Below are 17,360 nucleotides of genomic sequence, written 5' to 3'. Positions count from 1 at the left end.
TACATCATCGCGCTGCCGTTCTTCGGCATCATCAGCGAGGTCATCCCGGTCTTCTCCCGCAAGCCGATGTTCGGCTACATGGGCCTGATCGGCGCGACCATCGCGATCGCGGGTCTGTCCGTGACGGTGTGGGCCCACCACATGTACGTCACCGGCGGCGTCCTCCTCCCGTTCTTCTCCTTCATGACGTTCCTCATCGCCGTACCAACCGGCGTGAAGTTCTTCAACTGGATCGGAACCATGTGGAAGGGCAGTCTGTCGTTCGAGACGCCAATGCTCTGGGCCACCGGCTTCCTGATCACCTTCACCTTCGGTGGTCTGACCGGTGTCATCCTGGCCTCGCCGCCGATGGACTTCCACGTCTCGGACTCCTACTTCGTGGTGGCGCACTTCCACTACGTGGTGTTCGGCACGGTGGTGTTCGCGATGTTCTCCGGCTTCCACTTCTGGTGGCCGAAGATGACCGGCAAGATGCTCGACGAGCGCCTCGGCAAGATCACGTTCTGGACGCTGTTCATCGGCTTCCACGGCACCTTCCTCGTCCAGCACTGGCTGGGCGCCGAGGGCATGCCGCGCCGGTACGCGGACTATCTCGCGGCCGACGGCTTCACGGCCCTGAACACGATCTCGACGATCAGTTCGTTCCTGCTCGGTCTGTCCGTGCTCCCGTTCTTCTACAACGTGTGGAAGACCGCGAAGTACGGCAAGAAGGTCGAGGTCGACGACCCGTGGGGCTACGGCCGCTCGCTGGAGTGGGCCACGTCCTGCCCGCCCCCGCGCCACAACTTCCTCACCCTGCCGCGTATCCGCAGTGAATCCCCGGCGTTCGACCTGCACCACCCGGAGATCGCCGCACTCGACCAGCTGGAGAACGCCGGTCACGGCGAGAAGGCCCTCGTCGGCGGCAAGGAGGCGGGCAAGTGAAGGTCCAGGGCAAGATGTTCATCTGGCTCGCCGTCTTCGTCCTCGCCATGGCGATCGTCTACGGCGTGTGGTCGAAGGAGCCGGCGGGCACCACGGCGCTCTTCCTCGCCTTCGGCCTGTGCATCATGGTCGGCTACTACCTGGCCTTCACGGCCCGGCGGGTCGACGTGGGCGCCCAGGACAACAAGGAAGCGGACATCGCGGACGACGCCGGCGAGGTCGGGTTCTTCAGCCCGCACAGCTGGCAGCCGCTCTCGCTGGCGATCGGCGGCGCGCTGCTCTTCCTGAGCGTGGCGATCGGCTGGTGGCTGGCGTACTTCGCGGCCCCGCTGCTCCTGATCGGCCTGTGGGGCTGGGTCTTCGAGTACTACCGCGGTGAGAACCGCACCCAGTAACACGCTCGGCACCCGAGAGAGCCCGGACACTCCGTCAGGAGGGTCCGGGCTCCCTCTTTTGCCACACCCCCGTTCCCTCGCACGGATCACCCGCCGCGCCGAGGCCGACGTACGTTCTTAGCGTGAGGGCATGAGCCACTCACCGCGTAACCGTACGGTCGTCAGCTGCACCCTCCTGGTGGCCGCCCTGGGCGCGTCCGCCACCGCCTGCGGCTCCGACGGCCACCCCCTCTCGGCGAAGCCGTACGACGCGGCTGAGCAGATCTCCTTCGGCGGCTCTGTCGACGACGGGAAGAAGGCCGACCCGGACAAGCCCCTGGAGGTCACCTCCGAGGACTCCGACGGCCGCATCACGGACGTCACGGCCGTCGACGCGACCGGACGCTACGTGGCGGGCGAACTCTCCGCCGACGGCAGCCGCTGGCACAGCACCTCACCCCTGGCTGCCGGCGCCCGCTACACGGTCCGCGTGAGCACCGAGGACGAGGACGGGGCCCCCGGCCGCGAGACCATCGCCTTCGACACCAGCAGACCGACCACCAAGAAGCGCCTGAACGTCACCTTCGGCCCGAAGGCGGGCACCTACGGCGTGGGCCAGCCGGTGACGGCCGAACTCAGCCAGCCCGTACGGGAGAAGGCACAGCGCGCGATAGTCGAGCGCGCCCTCAAGGTGGACTCGACCCCCGCCGTCGAGGGCGCGTGGCACTGGGTGGACGACAAGGAACTCCACTACCGCCCCAAGGAGTACTGGCCCACCAAGGCCACCGTCCAGGTGCGCAGCAACCTGCCCGGGATCAAGGTCGCCGACCGCCTCTGGGGCGGCACGGCCAAGCCCCTGAAGTTCACCACCGGCGACCGGGTCGTCGCCGTCACGGACGCGTCGTCCCACGAGATGACCGTCTACAAGAACGACGAGGTGATCAACACCATCCCGGTCACCACGGGCAAGCCCGGCTTCGAGACCCGCAACGGCGTCAAGGTCGTACTCGGCAAGGAGTACTTCGTACGCATGCGCGGCACCAGCATCGGCATAGCCGAGGGCAGCGCCGAGTCCTACGACCTGCCGGTCTACTACGCCACCCGGGTCACCTGGAGCGGCGAGTACGTCCACGCCGCCCCCTGGTCAGTCGGCTCCCAGGGCTCCGCCAACGTCAGCCACGGCTGCACCGGCATGAGCACCGGCAACGCCGAGTGGTTCTTCGACAACGTCCGCGAGGGCGACGTCGTGAAGGTCGTCAACTCCTACGGCGACACCATGGAAACCTTCGGCAACGGCTTCGGCGACTGGAACCTCAACTGGCAGAAGTGGCAGTCCGGAAGCGCCCTGACAAGCGGTACGTCAACAGGCCAGGGAACTGTCCAAACGGCACGCCTACGACCGGCGTCAGCCTGAGATGCCCTTAGGGGCGCGGGGAACTGCGCGACAAGCCACGACGGCGCAGCACCCGCCAACGAACCCGAACGCCCCACCCCACTAGGCGCTGAGTGCCTTCTTCGCCCGCAACAAAGAAGCCAACGCCGAAGCGAACTCCACCGGATCCACCGGCAAGGTGACCGCCGAGTCCGCCCGAGACCACGTCGCCAGCCACGCATCCTGAGGCCGCCCGATCAGCAACAGCACCGGCGGACACTCGAACACCTCGTCCTTGATCTGCCGGCACATCCCCATGCCCCCCATGGGCACGGCCTCACCATCAAGCACGCACACATCGATCCCGCCCTTGTCCAACTCCTTGAGGACAGCAGCGGGAGTCGCACACTCAAGGAACTCGACGGCGGGAACATCCGGCGCAGGCCGCCGCCCCGTCGCCAACCGCACCTGCTCGCGGGTGTTGGAGTCGTCGCTGTAGACCAGCACCGTGGCGGTCGGCTGCATTGTTCCCTCCGAGACATCAGCGTCGTACGGACAGCCGGATGCTACTCCCTTGGCCCCCCGGTCTGAACACCGTCGGAACACCGTTCGGGCGCCCCTCCGATGGGCCATACGGGCTGGACACACCCCACCAACACTCCGAACGGCACCCCCCGGGGTGAGGGCGGGATAAGCGACCGACATAATGTCGGTCGTGGCGACAGCAACGACAGTAGAAACCGGGCACGCGCACCCGTCGGTCAACCGGCCGAACCTCACCAGCGTCGGAACCATCATCTGGCTGAGTTCCGAGCTGATGTTCTTCGCGGCCCTCTTCGCGATGTACTTCACCCTGCGATCGGTGACCGGTCCGGATCACTGGAAGGAGATGGCCTCCAACCTGAACTTCCCGTTCTCGGCGGCCAACACCACGATCCTGGTGCTCTCCTCCCTCACGTGCCAGCTCGGCGTGTTCGCCGCCGAGCGCGGTGACGTGAAGAAGCTCCGGATGTGGTTCATCGTCACCTTTGTCATGGGTGCGATCTTCATCGGCGGTCAGGTCTTCGAGTACACCGAACTGGTCAAGCACGAGGGCCTCTCGCTCTCGTCGGACCCGTACGGCTCGGTGTTCTACCTGACCACCGGGTTCCACGGGCTGCACGTGACGGGCGGTCTCATCGCCTTCCTGTTCGTCCTCGGCAGGACGTACGCGGCGCGAAGGTTCACTCATGAGCAGGCGACCGCCGCGATCGTCGTGTCCTACTACTGGCACTTCGTCGACGTCGTCTGGATCGGGCTCTTCGCCACGATCTACATGATCAAGTAGCCGGGCCCGCCCGATCCTCACATCGGGTCCGCCCGATACCTCCCAGAAGACTCGACGCTGAAGATCCTGACACCGGGGTAATCCGTGAAAAAGCTCTCCGCACGACGACGCCATCCGCTGGCGGCGGTCGTCGTCCTACTCATCGCGCTGGCGGCCGTCGGGGGGCTGTACGCCACACTCGCACCCGCGAGCAAGGCAGAGGCCGATGAAACCGCCCAGTCCCTCACCATCACCGAGGGGCAGCGGCTGTACTCCGTGGGCTGCGCAAGCTGCCACGGCACCGGCGGTCAGGGCACCTCCGACGGTCCGAGCCTGGTGGGTGTGGGCGCCGCGGCGGTCGACTTCCAGGTGGCGACCGGCCGTATGCCGGCCGCGACCTCGCAGGGCGCGCAGATCCCGAAGAAGAAGAACATCTACTCGCAGGCCGAGATCGACCAGCTCGCGGCGTTCATCGCGTCGCTGGGCGCCGGTCCGTCCGTGCCGACCGAGGAGCAGTACGGCCCCGACGGCGCGGACATCGCCAAGGGTGGCGAACTCTTCCGCACCAACTGCGCCCAGTGCCACAACTTCACCGGCAAGGGCGGTGCGCTCACGCACGGCAAGTTCGCCCCGGACCTTGAGGGTGTCGACCCGAAGCACATCTACGAGGCCATGCAGACCGGCCCGCAGAACATGCCGTCCTTCCCCGACACGACGCTGTCGGAGAAGAACAAGAAGGACATCATCGCGTACCTCGACGCGGTCAACGGCGATGACACCGTGGAGCCCGGCGGTCTCGGTCTGGGCGGTCTCGGACCGGTCAGTGAGGGCCTGTTCGCCTGGATCTTCGGCCTCGGAGCGCTCATCGCGGTCGCCGTCTGGGTCGCCGCTCGGACCGCAAAGGCCAAGAAGTCATGAGTAGCCAAGACATTCCAGAAGAGAACCTGCCCGCCGAGCGGGCCACCGACCAGCACAATCACGGTGCTGTGGGCGTAGCCGACGACAAGGACCCGTTCGCGGACCCGGGGCTGCCGCCCCACGAGCACCGCGTCCAGGACATCGACGAGCGGGCAGCCAAGCGGTCCGAGCGCGCGGTCGCCTTCATGTTCACGCTGTCGATGCTGGCCACCGTCGGCTTCATCGCCTCGTACGTGGGGATCCCGCACGACAAGGCGGTCTACGTCTTCCCGATCGGGCACATCAACGCGCTGAACTTCGCGCTGGGCATGACCCTCGGGATCGCGCTCTTCGCGATCGGCGCGGGCGCGGTCCACTGGGCCCGCACCCTGATGTCCGACGAGGAACTCGTCGACGAGCGGCACGCGATCGCGGCGCCGCCCGAGGTCAAGGCGAAGGTCCTGGCCGACTTCAAGCAGGGCGCGAAGGAGTCCGCGATCGGCCGGCGCAAGCTGGTCCGCAACACGATGTTCGGCGCGCTGGCCCTGTTCCCGCTCTCCGGCGTCGTCCTGCTCCGCGACCTCGGCCCGCTGCCCGGGACGAAGCTCCGCCACACCCTGTGGTCCAAGGGCAAGCTGCTCGTCAACATGAACACCAACGAGCCGCTGCGTCCCTCGGACGTCGTGGTCGGTTCACTCACCTTCGCCAAGCCCGAGGGCCTGGAGGAGGACGACCACGAGTTCCAGACCGAGATCGCCAAGGCCGCCCTGATGATCGTCCGCATCCAGCCGGACAACATCAAGGACAAGCGCGAACTCGAGTGGTCCCACGAGGGCATCGTGGCGTACTCGAAGATCTGCACCCACGTCGGTTGCCCGATCTCCCTGTACGAGCAGCAGACGCACCACGTGCTCTGCCCCTGCCACCAGTCCACCTTCGACCTCTCCGACGGCGCCCGGGTGATCTTCGGCCCCGCCGGTCACGCCCTGCCGCAGCTGCGCATCGGCGTGAACGACGAGGGCTACCTTGAGGCGCTCGGCGACTTCTCCGAGCCCGTCGGTCCTGCTTTCTGGGAGCGCGGATGAGCACTACGGCAAACACCACGGACGCGCGTTCGTCGCGCGAGAAGGCGCCCGCCGGTGAGCGGGTCGCCGACTGGGCCGACGGCCGGCTGGGTATCTACGGCCTGGCCAAGGCCAACATGCGCAAGATCTTCCCCGACCACTGGTCGTTCATGCTGGGTGAGGTCTGCCTCTACAGCTTCATCATCATCATCCTCACGGGTGTGTACCTGACGCTGTTCTTCCACCCGTCGATGAACGAGGTGGAGTACCACGGCAGCTACATCCCGCTGCAGGGCCAGCTGATGTCCGAGGCGTTCAACTCGACCATGCACATCTCCTTCGATGTGCGCGGTGGTCTGCTGATCCGGCAGATCCACCACTGGGCGGCGCTGATCTTCCTCGCCGGCATGTTCGTGCACATGATGCGCGTGTTCTTCACGGGTGCGTTCCGCAAGCCCCGCGAGGTCAACTGGGTGTTCGGGTTCCTGCTGTTCGTCCTGGGCATGTTCACCGGGTTCACCGGCTACTCGCTCCCGGACGACCTGCTCTCCGGCACCGGTGTGCGCTTCATGGAGGGCGCGGTCCTGTCCGTGCCGGTCGTGGGCACGTACCTGTCGTTCTTCCTGTTCGGCGGCGAGTTCCCGGGCGGCGACTTCGTGGCCCGCTTCTACTCGGTCCACGTACTGCTGCTGCCGGGCATCATGCTCGGCCTGCTGGTGGCGCACCTGATCCTGGTCTTCTACCACAAGCACACGCAGTTCGCGGGCCCCGGAAAGACGAACAACAACGTCGTCGGCATGCCGCTGCTGCCGGTCTACATGGCCAAGGCCGGAGGCTTCTTCTTCCTGGTCTTCGGTGTCATCGCGGTGATCGCGGCGATCGCCTCGATCAACCCGATCTGGACCATGGGCCCGTACCGTCCGGACCAGGTGTCCACCGGCGCGCAGCCCGACTGGTACATGGGCTTCTCCGAGGGCCTGATCCGTGTCATGCCGGGCTGGGAGATCAACGCCTGGGGTCACACACTCGTCCTGGGTGTGTTCATCCCGCTGATCATCTTCCCGCTGGTCCTGGTCGCGATCGCGGTCTACCCGTTCATCGAGTCCTGGGTCACCGGCGACAAGAGCGAGCACCACATCCTGGACCGCCCGCGCAACGCGCCGACCCGGACGGCCTTCGGTGTCGCCTGGATCACCTGGTACATGGTGCTGCTGATCGGTGGTGGGAACGACCTCTGGGCCACCCACTTCCATCTGTCGATCAACGCGATCACCTGGTTCGTACGCATCGCGTTCTTCGTCGCCCCGGTCCTCGCGTTCGTCGCCACCAAGCGGATCTGCCTCGGCCTTCAGCGCCGCGACAAGGACAAGGTGCTGCACGGCCGCGAGTCGGGCATCATCAAGCGCCTGCCGCACGGTGAGTTCATCGAGGTGCACGAGCCGCTCAGCCAGGAGGCCCTGCACACGCTCACCGCGCACGAGCAGTACGAGCCGGCGGCGATCGGCGCGACGGTCGACGAGAACGGTGTCGAGCGCAAGGTGAAGGGCCCGGAGAAGCTGCGGGCCAAGCTCAGCAAGTCGTACTACGGCGAGGACGGCCAGATCGCCAAGCCGACCGCCGAGGAGTACAAGGAGATCACGAGCGGCCACGGCCACCACTGATCCCCTCGCTTCGCCACACAGTCGAAGGGCCCCGTCCGTACATCGGACGGGGCCCTTCGCCGTGCCCTCCGCTGGATAGGGTGGGAGCACACTTTCTGACTGTCGAGAGTTCTCCTCTCGTACGACACCCTGGAGCGGCCTTATGAGCGCTGTGACCCCCGCAGGAGGCGACACCGCGGCGGGCCGTTCCTGGCCCGAGGTGCTGAACGCCCTGCTGTACGGCCGGGACCAGAGCGCCGACGCCACGGCCTGGGCGATGGACCAGATCATGCGCGGCGAGGCGACCGACGCGCAGATCGCCGGGTTCGTGGTGGCGCTGCGGGCCAAGGGCGAGACGGTGGAGGAGATCACCGGCCTGGTCCGGGCGATGTACGAGCACGCGAACGTCATCGAGGTGTCCGGGCGGACCGTCGACATCGTCGGCACGGGCGGCGACGGCGCGAAGACGGTGAACATCTCCACGATGTCCTCGCTCGTCGTGGCCGGCACCGGCGCCAAGGTCGTCAAGCACGGCAACCGGGCGGCCTCGTCGGCGTCGGGCTCCTCGGACGTCCTGGGCAAGCTCGGCGTCAACCTCGACCTGACCCCGCAGCGGGTCGCCGAGGTGGCCGAGGAGGCCGGCATCACCTTCTGCTTCGCCATCAAGTTCCACCCGGCGCTGCGTCACGCGGGCGCCGCCCGCGGCCAGTTGGGCATCCGTACGGTGTTCAACGCCCTCGGCCCGCTGACCAACCCGGCGAAGGTGAAGGCCCAGGCGGTGGGCGTCGCCGACCCGCTGATGGCGCCGATCGTCGCCGGTGTCTTCGCCGAACGCGGCAACTCCTCCCTCGTCTTCCGCGGTGACGACGGCCTCGACGAGCTGACGACCACGGCCACCTCCCACGTCTGGATCGTCCGGGACGGCAAGGTCACCGAGGAGACCTTCGACCCGCGCGACGCCGGACTCGAACTGGTGCCGGTGGAGGCGCTGCGCGGCGGCGACCCGGCGCACAACGCGGAGGTCGCGCTGCGCTTGCTGGACGGTGAGACGGGGCCTGTACGTGATGCCGTACTGCTGAACTCGGCGGCGGCGCTCGTGGCGTTGGACCCGACCGGGGGACCGCTCGCCGAGCAGCTCCGGGCCGGTATGGAGAAGGCTGCCGAGTCGATCGACTCTGGTGCGGCCAAGCTGACGCTGGAGCGCTGGGTGGCGGCCACCAACAAGTAGTTCCGCGCCGATGGACGTCCCGCGATCCGGACACGGGTTGCGGGACGTCGATCACTTCACGTATTTTCTGCACCAGGTCATGAGTGACAGTCATGAGGCCCCGGCCGACTGTCCGGCAACCCTCCGTCCGTGGCGGGGTGCCCCGGGATGAAGACCAGGCCGTGAGCAGCAAGGCTTACGGCAAGCGCGGGCCCCTCTCGACACCAGGGGTCCTGGTCGTTCGAGGGAGTCTTCCGTGAGCAAGCGAATGCGATAGGGCTGCCGAGCCCCGCCTCCGCGCACCCCTTTTCCTTCCTTTCCGTGCTTGAGCCGTATGCGCTCGCGCGGTGATTTCTCTTGCCTCACACGGGAGTTCGCCATGTCTGTTTCCACTCTTGCCGCCGCCCAGACCATTTGTGCCCCGCTGCCCGTTCTGGGGCGTGATGTCACCGTCCCGCTCGTCACCGGCGGCGAGGTCAGCTACGCGGCGCTCGACTACGCGGCCAGCGCGCCCGCGCTCCAGCGGGTCTGGGACGACGTGGCGGCGTACGCGCCCTACTACGGCAGCGTGCACCGGGGTGCCGGGTACCTCTCCCAGCTGTCTACGGACCTCTTCGAGAACGCCCGCCGGACGGTCACGGAGTTCCTGGACTGCCGGGCCGACGACCAGCTGATCTTCACCCGGTCCACCACCGACTCCCTCAACCTGCTCGCCGCCGCCCTCCCCGAGGGCTGCCAGGTCTTCGTCTTCGAGACCGAGCACCACGCCTCGCTGCTGCCCTGGCAGAACGCCCAGGTCACCTACCTCAACGCCCCGCGCACCCCGCAGCAGGCCGTCGCCACCCTGGAGGAGGCCCTCGCCGCCCGCACTGCATCTATTGAAGAGGGTCAGGGCCCGGCGCTCGTCTGCGTCACCGGCGCGTCCAACGTCACCGGTGAGCTGTGGCCCGTACGGGAGCTGGCCGCCACCGCCCACGCGCACGGCGCCCGGATCGTCCTGGACGCCGCCCAGCTCGCCCCACACCACCCGGTCTCCGTCCAGGACCTGGACGTCGACTGGGTCGCCTTCTCCGGGCACAAGCTGTACGCGCCCTTCGGCTCGGGTGTGCTTGCCGGACGTGCCGACTGGCTGCAGGCGGCCGACCCGTACCTCGCGGGGGGCGGCGCGAGCCGTAAGGTCACGCGGCGTGCGGACGGGGGAGTGGACGTGGAGTGGCACGACAGCGCCGCGCGGCACGAGGCGGGGTCGCCGAACGTGATCGGCGCCTACTCGATCGCCGCCGCCTGCAAGGCCCTCAGCGAGGCCGGCTTCGATTCGCTGGTGGCCCGGGAGCAGTACCTGATCGACACCGTGCGGGCGGGACTGGCGGAGGTGCCCGAGGTCAGGGTGCTCTCGCTGTTCGGCGACGACGCGCCCCGGGTCGGGGTCATCTCGTTCGTCGTCGAGGGGTGGAACAGCTCGCACTTCGCGGCGGCGCTGTCCGCGGAGTACGGGATCGGGGTGCGGGACGGGTTGTTCTGTGCGCATCCGCTGGTGCGGACGCTGCTGGGGAGTGACCCGCAGACGCAGGGGGAGTGCGGGGCGCCTGAGGCGGCGCCTGGCGAGAAGTCGCTGAACGCGATCCGGGTCAGCTTCGGGGCCGGTACGCCGGACGAGCATGTCGAGCGGTTCGTGGGTGCGGTGAAGGAGCTTGTGCGGGACGGGGCTCGGTGGCAGTACCGGACCGAGGACGGGCGGTGCGTTCCGGCGGTTTGATCGCCCCCGCCGCCCCTACCCGTCCCATCCCTGGGGGCTGTGCCCCCAGACCCCCCTTGTCGCGCTGAACGCGCTCGTCCTCAAGCGCCGGACGGGCTGAAACTAGCCGTCCAGGCCGATTGCGAACGCTGCTTCCAGGTCGTGCTGGGAGTACGTGCGGAATGCCACGTGGGTGTCCGTCGCCTCTACGCCCGGGATCTTGCTGATGCTGCCCGGGATGATCTCCGCCAGGTCCTCGTGGGCCTTGACGCGGACCATCGCGATCAAGTCGTACGTGCCGGTGACGGAGAAGACCTCGCTCACGCTTTCCAGCGCGGCGATCCTCTCCGCGATCTCGGGGATCCGGTCCACGCTGGTCTTGATGAGCACGATCGCGGTGATCACGGCTGGTTCTCTCCCTCGGGCGCCTTCACTGGGGCCCTCACTTTAGTCGCACCGCGATATCTCACCCACGCGTAGACGAAGCCCAGGCCGAAGCCCACCACGTGCGCCAGGTACGCAACCCCGGGGCCCGACGACGCCCTCCCCGCCGCCACCCACTGGAGGGTCGCCCAGAAGGGGAGGGTCAGCCAGGCCGGGAAGCGCAGGGGGAGGAAGAAGAGGAACGGGAAGAGGCTTGTGACGCGGGCGCCTGGGAAGAGGTACAAAAATGCGCCCAGGATCGCCGAGATCGCACCGGACGCCCCCACCAGCGTCTGCTGCGAGCCGGCGTTGGCGGCGGCGTACCCCAGCAGGGCGAGGTAGCCGCAGCCCAGGTAGAAGAGGGCGAACTCCAGATGGCCGAGGCGTTCCTCGGTCATCGCGCCGAAGACGTAGAGGAAGAGCATGTTGCCCAGCAGGTGGACCCAGCTGCCGTGCACGAAGAGCGCCGTCGCTGGGGTGAGGGTGGCGCGCGGAGCGCCCGTGAAGAGGTCGGCGGGGACCACGCCCCAGCGGCGGAAGTAGGCGCGCTGGGCGGCGAGCAGGGCGTCCCCGGTGCCGTAACCGGGGTTGAGGCCCGAGGCGGGGCCGATGACGAACAGAAGGCAGCACACGGCGATCAGGCCGTACGTCACCGGCGCCGACCGGGCCGGCGTACGCCACTTCTCGAACTTGCCGATCATGGCTACAGAGCATGACGTAATGGGATCGAACCGTGCAGATCGCCTCGCCGCTGTGGACGGGCGGGCGGTGGGTACCCGCCAGGCCTTAGGGTTACGAGCCACACGCTCCAGGGAAACTGGCCAGCACGGACACTAGAAGGAAAGCGAACATATCCACGATGACGGTTCCTCTGCCGACCGAGACGACCCGGTGGCGCTGTGCTCTGTGCGGCAACCTCACGCGATTCGACGTGACCCGCTCCTCCAAGGTGGTGGAGTACGTGCACCTGGACCTCGCGGGAGCGCCGAACGTGGAGGAGCGCGAGGTGGTCAGTGAGACCATCGAGTCGGTGCGCTGCCGCTGGTGCAACGCCGTGGATCAGGTGGAACTCGTGGACAGGCCGGGCGCCGGCTCCTGACAGGGAGCGGGCCCCGCACAGGAATGGGCTGGGGTGACGGATGGTGGAGACCACAGGCGGGGGGCCGGGCGACGGCGCCGCCGAGGTGCTCGACCGCCCGCTGCCCGACGGCGTGCGCAGGCGCGTCGTACAGATCGTTTCGGATGGTTTCGGTGGGTTGACCGTTGCCGAACTGCCCGCCCAGTTGCGGCAGTACGCGCGGTTCGCGCCCAATCGGCGGGCCAAGTTCGCCGGCAATGCCATGGCTGCCGCGCTGGAGACCGACACGCTGTTCCGGCAGCGCATCGGGGAGAAGCTGCGGGAGGCGCAGGCGGAGCTGGCGGGCGCTCTCGACGCCGGTTCGCCGCCCCCGGCCGCCGATCCGCTGGACGTGGCCGCCGCGGCCTATGTGCTGCGGCCCACGGGCTGGGTGAAGCTCGTCACCGCGGCCGGCGAGGAGGCGCAGCGGGCCGACGCCGAGCGGGCCGACGAGGAGAGCCGGGCCGAGCTGGAGCGGCTGCGCGAGGAACTGAGCGCCGCCCGCGACCTCACCCGTACCGAGACCGAGCGGCTGCGCACGGAGCTGGAGTCGGCGAAGAAGGAAGCCGAATCGCTTCACCGCAAGCTGCGCGCCGCCCTCAGTGACGTCAAGCGAGGCGAGGCCGCCCTGCGCAAGGTCCACGCCGAGATCGACGCCGTACGGACCGAGGAGCACGCCCAGGTCTCCGCGGCCGAGAGCGAGGCCCGGCGGCTCAAGGGGCGGCTCGTGGAGGTCGAGGCGGCCCTCGAGGGCAGCAGACGCGCCGCCCGGGAGGGGCGGAGCGTCGAGGACATGCGCGTACGGCTACTGCTCGACACCGTACTCGACGCGGCTCAGGGGCTGCGGCGGGAGCTGGCGCTGCCGCCGGTCTCGGTGCGGCCGGCCGAGACCGTGGACGCGGTCGAACCGGGACGAATGACCCCGAAAGACATTGCCGCGCGGGCTCTGTCCGAAAACGACCCTGCCATCCTCGACCAGCTTCTCGCGCTCCCGCAGGCCCATCTGGTCGTCGACGGGTACAACGTCACCAAGACCGGCTATCCCCAGATGCCCCTGGAGAAGCAGCGGTTGAGGCTGCTCGGGCAGCTCTCGCAGCTCGCCGCGCAGACCGGCGCCGAGGTCACCTGTGTCTTCGACGGGGCCGAACTGGCCGCTCCGGTGCTGCTGGCGCCGCCGCGCGGGGTCAGGGTGCTGTTCTCCAAGCCCGGTGTCACCGCGGACGAGTTGATCCGTCAGCTGGTGCGCGCGGAGCCGCCGGGCCGGCCGGTCATCGTCGTCTCGACGGACCGAGAGGTGGCCGACGGGATCGCCAAGGCGGGGGCGCGGCCGGTGGCTTCGGTGGTGCTGCTGAAGCGGTTCTCACGCGGCTGACGGCGGTCCGCAACATACGTGCTGAATGCCCGAATTGGCGGAACTGTCACGCAACGTAGTGTCAAACGAGCGTTACCTGACGTGAGTTGTGTGTAAAGAATGCACGTGTGACAAACATTTTTCATGGGAGGATTTGAAGTGATCACAGGGTGGTCACTAAGGTCAGGCCTCGAACCTCCGCTCGGGTGATCACTCAATGGGAGTGACGGCGGGAGAAGAAGGAGTTCGCCTCCGTGGCGTCCCATCGTCGACCGAAGCAGCCGAGCCGCACCCGTGTGACCGTGCTCACCACCGCCGCAGCCGCCGCCGTGGCCCTCAGCGCCAACGCCGCCAACGCCGCGCCGAGCGAGAAGCCGAGCAAGGGCGAGGTCAAGGCCAAGGTCGACAAGCTCTACGAGCAGGCGGAGCAGGCCACCGAGAAGCTCAACGGGGCCGAGGAGAAGCAGGACAAGCTGGAGAAGGAGATCTCCACCCTCCAGGACAACGTCGCCCGCGGCCAGGAAGAGCTCAACGAGCTGCGCGACAGTCTCGGACTCGCCGCCGCCGCCCAGTACCGCACCGGCAGCATCGACCCCTCCGTACAGCTCTTCCTCTCCGCCGACCCGGACGACTACCTCGACAAGGCGTCCACGATGGACCAGTTGAGCAGTCAGCAGGTCGAGACGCTCAAGAAGGTCACGGAGAAGCAGCGCGCGCTCGCCCAGCAGCGCTCCGAGGCCACCGAGAAGCTCGAGGACCTCGCGGACACCCGCACCGAGCTGGCCAAGAAGAAGAAGGAAGTCCAGGGCAAGCTCGCCGAGGCGCAGAAGCTGCTCAACTCCATGACGGCCGCGGAGAAGGCCGCCCTCGCCGCCGCCGACGCTCGCGCCACCCGGGCCAGCGAGCGCTCCGCCCTGAGCAGTGCGGCGGCCGTCACCGGCCGCGCCGGCTCCGCGTACGCCGCCGCCCAGAGCGTGATCGGCTCGCCGTACGTCTACGGCGCCTCGGGCCCCGGCTCCTTCGACTGCTCGGGCCTCACCTCGTGGGCGTTCGCCCAGGCCGGCATCACCATCCCCCGGACCTCGCAGGCGCAGGCCAGCGCGGGGACGCGCATCTACTCGCAGAGCGATCTGCAGGTCGGTGACCTGGTCATCTTCTACAGCGACCAGCATCACGTCGGCTTCTACGCCGGCAACGGCCAGGTCCTGCACGCGCCGCGCACCGGCACGGTCGTGCGGTACGAGTCGATCGACAACATGCCCTTCCAGTTCGGCGTACGGATCTGATCTGCTCTTCGCCGGATCGGATCGTCGTACTCCTTCCGGGTCGTTTCAAGATCAGGACACGTTGACGCCCGAACGGGCGAATCCCGACACCCTTCGCTGACCCCGCGCCCCGCCGATGACCTGCGTCATAGGCGGGGCGTGACTGTGTGTGGCCGTCTGCGGCCGTCGAGGTCTTTGGCCCACGCGTAGTCGCACGGCTACTGTCTGGCGCGCCACCAACACCGGGGGCACGTCAGCGTCCGCCAGCGGAAGGAGTGCGGCTTCTCGTGGGGTTCCATCGCCGCCTTGCACCGTCCGGGTTCGACCGGGGCGCCACCGCCGCGGGCACCGTTCTCACCGTGCTGTCCGCCGCCGCGGCCGCCTTCGGCGCCGCCGTGCCGTCGGCCGTCGCCGCGCCGGGCGACAACACCCGGGCCGAGGTGGACCGGCTCTACACGGAGGCCGAGAAGGCCACCGAGTCCTACAACCGGGCCGACGAACGCGCCGACGCGCTGCGCGAGCAGGTGACCAGGGCGCAGGACCGGATCGCCCGGCAGCAGCAGAGCATCAACACCATGCGGGAGGCGCTCGGTTCGCTCGCGGGCGCCCAGTACCGGGCCGGGGGCATGGACCCCTCGCTCGCGCTGCTGTTCTCCGACGACCCGGACGAGTACCTGGAGAAGGCCGCCGCGCTCGACCGGATCAGCGTCCACCAGGCCGGTGAGCTGCGGGAACTCCAGTCGGCCATGCGGGAACTCGCCCAGGAGCGCTCCGAGGCCACCGGCAAGCTCACCGAACTCGACAAGAGCCGCAAGGCGGTCGCCACGCACAAGCGGACCGTCGAACGGAAGCTGGCCAAGGCCCGGGCGCTGCTCAACTCCCTGCCGTCCGCCGACCGCGCCGCCTACGACCGGGCCTCCCGTTCCGACCGCGCCGACCTGCCCGACCCCGGGAACGTCGCCGCACCGAACGGCCGTGCGGCAACCGCCGTCGCCGCGGCCCGGGCGGCACTCGGCAGCCCGTACATCTGGGGCTCCAGCGGGCCCTCCGGCTTCGACTGTTCCGGCCTGATGCAGTGGTCGTACGCGCAGGCCGGGGTCTCCCTGCCGCGCACCTCGCAGGCTCAGCGGTACGCCGGCCAGCAGGTCCCGCTCTCCCAGGCCCAGCCCGGTGACCTGGTCACCTACCGGTCCGATGCCAGCCACGTCGGGATGTACGTGGGCAACGGCCAGGTGATCCACGCCCCCTATCCGGGCGCGCCGGTGCGGTACGACCCGGTGGGGATGATGCCGGTGTCGTCGGTCACGAGGGTCTGAGCTTCCCCTTTCCCGACAATCGGCCCGTACGATCGTCGGCGTGGCTGGTCGAAGGCGGGCGTGGGATGCGTGGCGGGTCCGGGGCATGGCGCTCTGGCTGGTCCTCGGCTCGCTCGTCGCCCTGGTCGCGTGCGGCGGCGGTTCGTCGGGCACCGACACCACCTCCGCCGACGTACGACGGTTGCTGGACCGGCGGGCCTCGGCCGTCCTGGCCGGTGACGGACCGGCGTACGCGCGGACCGGTGCGCCGGGGGAGTTCGCCCGGCTGCGCGCGCTCCCGCTGGCGGCCTGGTCGTACCGGCTGACCGCCCTGCACCGCACCGACGGCGAGGCGGCGACCGCCGACGTGGAGCTGAGCTACCGGGTCGAGGGCATCGACAAGGCACCCGTGAAGGTCGGCCGCACGCTGACTCTCACCGAGCGGGACGGCGGCCAGTGGTACGTCGACGCCGACGAGCCCGCCCGGAAGACCGGCCAGCAGCTGTGGGACCAGGGGACCGTGCAGGCCGTGCACGGCACGCACAGCCTCGTCCTCGGGGTCGGACAGTCGACGGAGTCCCTGCGCCGGTACGCGGACCTCGCCGACCGGGCCGTGCCCGCGGTGACGGAGGCGTGGGGCCGGGCGTGGACGAGACGGGTCGTGGTCCTCGTACCGAAGTCGCTGGAGGGGATGGCGGGGCTGCTGGGGTCGCCTGCCTCGTCGTACCGGGGCATCGCGGCCGTCACCACGGGGGAGGTGGGGGGCTCGGCGAAGGCACCGGCGGACCGGGTCATCGTCAACCCCGAGGCGTACGGCGTGCTCGGGGACTTCGGCAAGCAGGTCGTACTCACCCACGAGACCACGCACGTGGCGACGCGCACCGCCACGACGGCCGCCACGCCCCTGTGGCTCTCCGAGGGGTACGCGGACTGGGTCGGCTACCGGTCCACGGGCCGTACGGCGGTCCAGGCGGCGCCCGAACTGGCGCGGGCGGTGGCCTCCGGCGAGGTGCCGGAGGCGCTTCCGCGGGACTCGGACTTCGGCTTCGGTGGGGATGCGGGGAAGCTGGCGCAGGCGTATGAGGGGGGCTGGTTGGCGTGTCGGCTGATCGCTGATCGGTGGGGGGAGGTGCGGTTGGGTGAGTTCTACCGGGCTGTGGGGGTGCATGGGACGCGGGCGGGGGCGGTAGAGGGGGCGATGGCGGAGGTGCTGGGGACGACGCCGGGGGAGTTCACGGGGTTGTGGCGGGACTATCTGCGGGCTCAGCTTGTTTAGTTCTTCGCCCCCGCCGCCCCTACCCGTTCCCATCCCTGGGGGCTGCCGCCCCCAGACCCCCGCACTGGCCCTGAACGGGCCTTGTCCTAAAACGCCGGACGGGCTGAGTGGTGC

General features: G+C 68.8%; 17 protein-coding genes and 1 riboswitch. Of the genes, 14 read left to right on the top strand and 3 right to left on the bottom strand.

Translation table 11 applies throughout. The annotated features are described in order from the left end of the window. The 3 genes from ACWCRB_RS43665 to ACWCRB_RS43655 all read left to right on the top strand — a co-directional run. Window positions 1–924, top strand: a 924-nt coding sequence (locus tag ACWCRB_RS43665) for a cytochrome c oxidase subunit I (RefSeq protein WP_451001381.1), incomplete at its 5' end; no start/stop codon positions are given. Further along, window positions 921–1,319: a cytochrome c oxidase subunit 4 gene (locus ACWCRB_RS43660; protein ID WP_369037389.1), complete on the top strand. Its 399-nt coding sequence runs from the start codon at window positions 921–923 to the stop codon at window positions 1,317–1,319. The genes ACWCRB_RS43665 and ACWCRB_RS43660, both read left to right, overlap by 4 nt. Before the next feature lie 130 nt (window positions 1,320–1,449). Then, window positions 1,450–2,712, top strand: coding sequence for an Ig-like domain-containing protein (locus ACWCRB_RS43655; protein ID WP_451001380.1), 1,263 nt, complete (start codon window positions 1,450–1,452; stop codon window positions 2,710–2,712). An 81-nt stretch (window positions 2,713–2,793) separates the two neighbouring features. Here ACWCRB_RS43655 and ACWCRB_RS43650 read toward each other — a convergent pair whose 3' ends face one another. Further along, window positions 2,794–3,195 (bottom strand): hypothetical protein, encoded by a 402-nt coding sequence (locus ACWCRB_RS43650; RefSeq protein WP_451001379.1) that lies wholly within the window; start codon window positions 3,193–3,195, stop codon window positions 2,794–2,796. Between the two features lie 181 nt (window positions 3,196–3,376). On the opposite strand from ACWCRB_RS43650, the gene ctaE reads away from it, so the two are divergent. From ctaE to ACWCRB_RS43620, 6 genes are all read left to right on the top strand, one after another. Further along, entirely contained in the window at window positions 3,377–3,997 is a 621-nt protein-coding gene (gene ctaE, locus ACWCRB_RS43645) for an aa3-type cytochrome oxidase subunit III (protein ID WP_369037386.1), read from the top strand. Between the two features lie 84 nt (window positions 3,998–4,081). Beyond that, window positions 4,082–4,894, top strand: a complete 813-nt coding sequence (gene qcrC, locus ACWCRB_RS43640; RefSeq protein WP_369037385.1) for a cytochrome bc1 complex diheme cytochrome c subunit — start codon at window positions 4,082–4,084, stop codon at window positions 4,892–4,894. Then, window positions 4,891–5,958, top strand: coding sequence for a cytochrome bc1 complex Rieske iron-sulfur subunit (qcrA, locus tag ACWCRB_RS43635; RefSeq protein WP_451001378.1), 1,068 nt, complete (start codon window positions 4,891–4,893; stop codon window positions 5,956–5,958). The genes qcrC and qcrA overlap by 4 nt, the downstream gene beginning before the upstream one ends. Beyond that, window positions 5,955–7,598 (top strand): cytochrome bc1 complex cytochrome b subunit, encoded by a 1,644-nt coding sequence (gene qcrB / locus ACWCRB_RS43630; RefSeq protein ID WP_451001377.1) that lies wholly within the window; start codon window positions 5,955–5,957, stop codon window positions 7,596–7,598. The genes qcrA and qcrB overlap by 4 nt, the downstream gene beginning before the upstream one ends. 142 nt (window positions 7,599–7,740) lie before the next feature. Then, entirely contained in the window at window positions 7,741–8,805 is a 1,065-nt protein-coding gene (gene trpD / locus ACWCRB_RS43625) for an anthranilate phosphoribosyltransferase (RefSeq protein WP_451001376.1), read from the top strand. A 75-nt stretch (window positions 8,806–8,880) separates the two neighbouring features. Then, window positions 8,881–8,998: riboswitch (SAM riboswitch) on the top strand. A 165-nt stretch (window positions 8,999–9,163) separates the two neighbouring features. Next, window positions 9,164–10,540, top strand: coding sequence for an aminotransferase class V-fold PLP-dependent enzyme (locus ACWCRB_RS43620; protein ID WP_451001375.1), 1,377 nt, complete (start codon window positions 9,164–9,166; stop codon window positions 10,538–10,540). Between the two features lie 102 nt (window positions 10,541–10,642). On the opposite strand, the gene ACWCRB_RS43615 is transcribed toward ACWCRB_RS43620, so the two are convergent. Together ACWCRB_RS43615 and ACWCRB_RS43610 are read right to left on the bottom strand one after the other, a co-directional pair. Then, window positions 10,643–10,924 carry an Lrp/AsnC family transcriptional regulator gene (locus ACWCRB_RS43615; protein WP_369037381.1) on the bottom strand — a complete coding sequence of 94 codons (282 nt, stop codon included), beginning with the start codon at window positions 10,922–10,924 and terminating at the stop codon, window positions 10,643–10,645. Then, window positions 10,921–11,643, bottom strand: coding sequence for a rhomboid family intramembrane serine protease (locus ACWCRB_RS43610; protein ID WP_369037380.1), 723 nt, complete (start codon window positions 11,641–11,643; stop codon window positions 10,921–10,923). Before ACWCRB_RS43610 ends, ACWCRB_RS43615 begins: the two co-directional genes overlap by 4 nt. A gap of 158 nt (window positions 11,644–11,801) precedes the next feature. On the opposite strand from ACWCRB_RS43610, the gene ACWCRB_RS43605 reads away from it, so the two are divergent. The 5 genes from ACWCRB_RS43605 (at window position 11,802) to ACWCRB_RS43585 (ending at window position 17,246) form a co-directional block, all read left to right on the top strand. Beyond that, a complete protein-coding gene (locus ACWCRB_RS43605; protein ID WP_369037379.1) occupies window positions 11,802–12,041 on the top strand; it encodes a hypothetical protein in 240 nt (79 codons plus the stop codon). Window positions 12,042–12,081: 40 nt separating this feature from the next. Beyond that, window positions 12,082–13,431, top strand: a complete 1,350-nt coding sequence (locus ACWCRB_RS43600; protein WP_451001374.1) for an NYN domain-containing protein — start codon at window positions 12,082–12,084, stop codon at window positions 13,429–13,431. A 233-nt stretch (window positions 13,432–13,664) separates the two neighbouring features. Further along, the gene (locus ACWCRB_RS43595) at window positions 13,665–14,696 is read left to right on the top strand and encodes an NlpC/P60 family protein (protein ID WP_451001373.1); all 1,032 of its coding nucleotides are present in this window, start codon (window positions 13,665–13,667) and stop codon (window positions 14,694–14,696) included. A gap of 266 nt (window positions 14,697–14,962) precedes the next feature. Further along, a complete protein-coding gene (locus ACWCRB_RS43590) occupies window positions 14,963–15,991 on the top strand; it encodes an NlpC/P60 family protein (protein ID WP_451001372.1) in 1,029 nt (342 codons plus the stop codon). Window positions 15,992–16,031: 40 nt separating this feature from the next. After that, the gene (locus ACWCRB_RS43585; RefSeq protein WP_451001371.1) at window positions 16,032–17,246 is read left to right on the top strand and encodes a hypothetical protein; all 1,215 of its coding nucleotides are present in this window, start codon (window positions 16,032–16,034) and stop codon (window positions 17,244–17,246) included. The last annotated feature ends 114 nt before the right edge of the window (window positions 17,247–17,360 follow it).

It is taken from the genome of Streptomyces sp. NPDC002156, assembly GCF_053593675.1.
Note: the sequence above shows the minus strand (reverse complement) of the source record. Positions and strands in the feature narration are given on the sequence as shown.

What these genes read in the sequence shown, in the direction of transcription:
- qcrA (WP_451001378.1), top strand. Translation starts at nt 4,891, where the DNA reads ATGAGTAGCCAAGACATTCCAGAAGAGAACCTGCCCGCCGAGCGGGCC.
- ctaE (WP_369037386.1), top strand. Translation starts at nt 3,377, where the DNA reads ATGTCGGTCGTGGCGACAGCAACGACAGTAGAAACCGGGCACGCGCAC.
- ACWCRB_RS43650 (WP_451001379.1), bottom strand. Translation starts at nt 3,195, where the DNA reads ATGCAGCCGACCGCCACGGTGCTGGTCTACAGCGACGACTCCAACACC.
- ACWCRB_RS43600 (WP_451001374.1), top strand. Translation starts at nt 12,082, where the DNA reads ATGGTGGAGACCACAGGCGGGGGGCCGGGCGACGGCGCCGCCGAGGTG.
- ACWCRB_RS43610 (WP_369037380.1), bottom strand. Translation starts at nt 11,643, where the DNA reads ATGATCGGCAAGTTCGAGAAGTGGCGTACGCCGGCCCGGTCGGCGCCG.
- qcrB (WP_451001377.1), top strand. Translation starts at nt 5,955, where the DNA reads ATGAGCACTACGGCAAACACCACGGACGCGCGTTCGTCGCGCGAGAAG.
- ACWCRB_RS43655 (WP_451001380.1), top strand. Translation starts at nt 1,450, where the DNA reads ATGAGCCACTCACCGCGTAACCGTACGGTCGTCAGCTGCACCCTCCTG.
- ACWCRB_RS43620 (WP_451001375.1), top strand. Translation starts at nt 9,164, where the DNA reads ATGTCTGTTTCCACTCTTGCCGCCGCCCAGACCATTTGTGCCCCGCTG.
- trpD (WP_451001376.1), top strand. Translation starts at nt 7,741, where the DNA reads ATGAGCGCTGTGACCCCCGCAGGAGGCGACACCGCGGCGGGCCGTTCC.
- ACWCRB_RS43605 (WP_369037379.1), top strand. Translation starts at nt 11,802, where the DNA reads ATGACGGTTCCTCTGCCGACCGAGACGACCCGGTGGCGCTGTGCTCTG.